The organism is Delftia sp. (genome assembly GCF_059499305.1).
The window spans coordinates 1-3699 of sequence record NZ_JCABYI010000018.1; the positions used below are offsets into that span (position 1 = coordinate 1).

Consider the following 3699-nt stretch of genomic DNA (forward strand, 5'->3'; position numbering starts at 1 on the left):
TCGGTGCTCAACGTGCTGCCCGTGAACATGATGGGCATCGCCATGGGGCTGCATGTGCGCTGCGGTACCGAGGACAACCTCTGGAACCAGCGCCGCACGGCCAAGATGGGCACGGTGGCGCAGATCGAGCAGCTGGTGCGCATCGCAGGCGAGTTCGGCCGCCCCATCGCCACGGCGCAGCAGGCGCGGGAGATCTGCCGGATCGGCCAGTTCTACGGCACCGTGGACGAGACGCTGGCGGCCAACGGCTTCGCGCCCAACCGCAACGGCGCCCAGCAGGGATTTCTGCGCAAGGCCGCCTGAACCGGGAGCCCATGATGCAACGCATGCCCCCCTGGACTGCCATCGCCCTGGCCGCCTCGCTGCTGGCCGGTGGCGCCCAAGCCTTCGGCGACAAGCCGGTCCGGCTCATCGTGCCGGCGCCGCCCGGCGGCACCATCGACGTGTTCGCGCGCATCATCAGCGACCAGCTGGCGCAGGAGATACGCCAGCCCGTCATCGTCGAGAACCGGCCCGGCGCTGGTGGCGCCATCGCCGTCAAGCACATGCTGTCCCAGCCGGCCGACGGCAGCACGCTGCTGGTGACGGTGACCAACATCCTCACCGAGGTGCCCCATGTGCTCAAGGTCGGCTTCGACCCCATGAAGGACGTGCGGCCCGTGGCGCAGATGGCGCGCTCGGTGATGCTGTTCATCGCCTCGCCGCAGTTTCCCGCGCGCGACGGGGCCGAGGCCATCGCCTACGTGAAGGCCCACCCGGGCACGCTGTCGTTCGCCTCGTACAGCCAGGGCACGGCCTCGCAGTACGCGGGCGCCATCCTCAACAGAAGGGCCCACCTGGACATGGAGCATGTGGCCTTCCCGGGCTCGGCGCCCGCGCTGGCCCAGGTCATGGGCAACCAGATCCCGCTGATGTTCGACGGATCGGTCACCTCCAAGCCGCTGATCGCGGGCGGCAAGGTCAGGCTGCTGGCCGTGGCCTACAAGAGCCGGCTGCCCGACTACCCGCAGGTGCCCACGCTGGCCGAGCTGGGCTACCCCGAGGTGGATTTCAGCAACTGGAGCGGCGTGTTCGCCTCGGCGCAGACGCCGCGCCCGCTGCTGGAGAAGATCCACGGCGCGCTGGCCCGGGTCAACGCCCGCAAGGCCGTGCGCGAACGCTATGCGGGCACGGGCTTCGAGCCCGTAGAAGGCGATCGCTCGCTGGAGCAGATGTCCACCGACCTGCGCACCGAGTTCGACCGCAATGCCGAGATCGTCCGGAACTTCGACATCCGGCTCAACTGATGCAGGGCGCCTCACGCAGGCGCTACACAAGGAGACTCCATGGCAAAGGCCATACGCTTTCATACCACCGGCGGCCCCGAGGTGCTCAGGCTGGAGCATGCCGAGGCCGGCGCGCCGGGACCCGGCCAGGCGCGCGTGCGCCACAGCTTCATCGCCGTCAATTTCATCGACATCTATTTCCGCACGGGCCGCTATCCGCTGGCCCTGCCCAACGGCCTGGGCTCGGACGCCGTGGGCGTGGTCGAGGCCGTGGGGGAGGGCGTGACCGAAGTGCGGCCCGGCGACCGCGTGGGCTACCTGATGGGCCCGCAGGGCGCCTACAGCGATGTGCGCGTGATGCCGGCCGAGGTGCTGATCCCGCTGCCCGACGGCATCAGCGACCGCACGGCGGCCACGCTGATGATGAAGGGCATGACGGCGCAGTACCTGTTCCGCCAGGTCCATCCGCTGCAGGGGGGCGAAACCATCCTCTACCACGCGGCGGCCGGCGGCGTGGGGCTGATCGCCTGCCAGTGGGCGCGTGCCCTGGGCGTGACCATGATCGGCACGGTGAGCACCGACGAAAAGGCCGCCGCCGCGCGCGCCAACGGTTGCGCCCACGTCATCGTGACCTCGCGCGAGAACACCGTCGCTCGCGTGATGGAGATCACGGGCGGCAAGGGCGTGCCCGTGGTCTATGACTCGGTGGGCAAGGACACGCTCATGGATTCGCTGGACTGCCTGCAGCCGCGCGGCCGGCTGATCAGCAACGGCACCTCGTCGGGCTCGGTGGTGGTGGACTCCCAGCTGCTGGCCTCCAAGGGATCGATCTGGATGACGCGGCCCGCGATGGTGCACTACATCCAGCCGCGCGCCCACATGCTGGAGATGGCGCGCGAGCTGTTCGACCATGTGCTGGCCGGGCGCATCGCCAGCGAGCCCCAGCAAAGCTTTGCGCTGGCCGATGCGGCCCAGGCGCACCAGGCGCTGGAGTCGCGCCGCACCACGGGCGCGACGGTGCTGATTCCCTGAAATGGACCTGCCATGCAGACCCCTGCGCTCCATGCCTTCGGCACCGTGGCCGCAGGCCGCAGGCCCGTCACCTGCGGCCTTATCCGCAGTGCCAGCCTGCATGGCTATGCCGACCTGGTGAAAAGCCTGGGCCATGATCCCGCCGTCCTTGTGCGCGCGGCGGGACTGTCGGCGCGCCTGCTCGACGACCCGGAGACGCTGATTCCCATCCATGCCGTGCGCGAGCTGCTGGAGGTGGCCGCGCGCACCACGGGAACGCAGGATTTTGCGCTGCGCCTGGCGGCGCGGCGCAGCCTGTCCCACCTGGGCCCCATCAGCCTTGTGCTGCAGCAAGAGCCCACGCCGCGCCAGGCGCTGGACACGCTGTGCCGCTACCTCAAGCTGCTGAGTGCGGGCATGTTCGTACGCATCGAGGACGCGGGCTCCGGGGTGCTGGTGCGCCAGGACCTGGTGCCCATCGCGGGCATGGCCATGCGCCAGTCCATGGAGCTGGCGGTGGGCGTGATGTTTCGCGTGCTGCGCGAGCTGATCGGTGCCCAGTGGCGCCCGCAGCAGGTCAGCTTCGTACACCGCGCACCGGCCGATGCATCGGCCCACCGTGCCTTCTTCGGCATGACCCCTTTGTTTGACCAGCCTTTCAACGGCATGGTCTGCCGCCTGGCGGACCTGCAACTGCTGCGCGAATGCGGCCAGGCGCAGGGCTCGGGCGTTGCGCGCTTTGCGCGAAGCCATCTGGAGCAGGCGCTGCGCAGCCGGGGCGAAGGCATGCAGGCGGCCTGCAGGGAGCTGATCATTGCATTGCTGCCGGGCGGCCGCTGCACGGCCCAGCAGGTGGCGCGCCACCTGGGAATGGACCGCCGCACGCTGCACCGCCGCCTGCTTGCGGAGGGGCAGACTTTCTCGGCACTGCTCGACACCCTCCGCAGGGAACTGGTGCTGCGCCATCTGCAAGACGGTGGCCAGCCCCTGGGCGAGGTGGCGGGCCTGCTGGGGTTTGCCGCGCCCAGCGGCTTTTGCCACTGGTTCCGGGCCGCTTTCGGCGCCAGCGTCTCGGACTGGCGCAGGCGGGGGCAGGGACGGGTTGGCGAGGCCTAGTGCGTCAGGCGGTCTTGCGCAGAAATCCCTGGTTGCCGCCGTTGCGGTTGGGCGCGAAGCCGTTGGCCGCCAATGTCTCTTCGGGGGTGTCGTAGAACACGCCAATCTTGCTGATGGCGCGCGCCTGTTGCGCCGTGGCGATGGGGCGGCCGAACTCGCGCGCGATGCGCACCAGCTGTTCGATCTGGGAGACCGTGCTGGCCTTGGCGCTGCGCGACTGGTTCCACAGGCAGTCCTCGGTGCCGCAGCGCACGTGCAGGCCCATGGCGATGCCCATCATGTTCACGGGCAGCACGTTGCGGACATT

5 protein-coding genes are annotated in these 3699 nt (G+C 69.5%); 4 read left to right on the top strand and 1 reads right to left on the bottom strand.

From position 1 onward, the window contains the following. The 4 genes from AC5I49_RS10410 to AC5I49_RS10425 form a co-directional block, all read left to right on the top strand. A partial coding sequence (locus AC5I49_RS10410; protein ID WP_143044729.1) for a 3-keto-5-aminohexanoate cleavage protein occupies window positions 1-303 on the top strand: 303 nt, incomplete at its 5' end. Window positions 304-317: 14 nt separating this feature from the next. Continuing rightward, the gene (locus AC5I49_RS10415; protein ID WP_495789292.1) at window positions 318-1286 is read left to right on the top strand and encodes a Bug family tripartite tricarboxylate transporter substrate binding protein; all 969 of its coding nucleotides are present in this window, start codon (window positions 318-320) and stop codon (window positions 1284-1286) included. Between the two features lie 39 nt (window positions 1287-1325). Next, entirely contained in the window at window positions 1326-2297 is a 972-nt protein-coding gene (locus AC5I49_RS10420; protein WP_034368767.1) for a quinone oxidoreductase family protein, read from the top strand. A 12-nt stretch (window positions 2298-2309) separates the two neighbouring features. Further along, window positions 2310-3392: an AraC family transcriptional regulator gene (locus AC5I49_RS10425; RefSeq protein WP_313284347.1), complete on the top strand. Its 1083-nt coding sequence runs from the start codon at window positions 2310-2312 to the stop codon at window positions 3390-3392. Window positions 3393-3396: 4 nt separating this feature from the next. Here the strand turns inward: AC5I49_RS10425 and AC5I49_RS10430 are convergent. Beyond that, window positions 3397-3699: 3-keto-5-aminohexanoate cleavage protein (locus AC5I49_RS10430; RefSeq protein ID WP_143044730.1), on the bottom strand; the 303-nt coding region annotated here is incomplete at its 5' end.

What these genes read in the sequence shown, in the direction of transcription:
- AC5I49_RS10415 (WP_495789292.1), top strand. Translation starts at nt 318, where the DNA reads ATGCAACGCATGCCCCCCTGGACTGCCATCGCCCTGGCCGCCTCGCTG.
- AC5I49_RS10420 (WP_034368767.1), top strand. Translation starts at nt 1,326, where the DNA reads ATGGCAAAGGCCATACGCTTTCATACCACCGGCGGCCCCGAGGTGCTC.
- AC5I49_RS10425 (WP_313284347.1), top strand. Translation starts at nt 2,310, where the DNA reads ATGCAGACCCCTGCGCTCCATGCCTTCGGCACCGTGGCCGCAGGCCGC.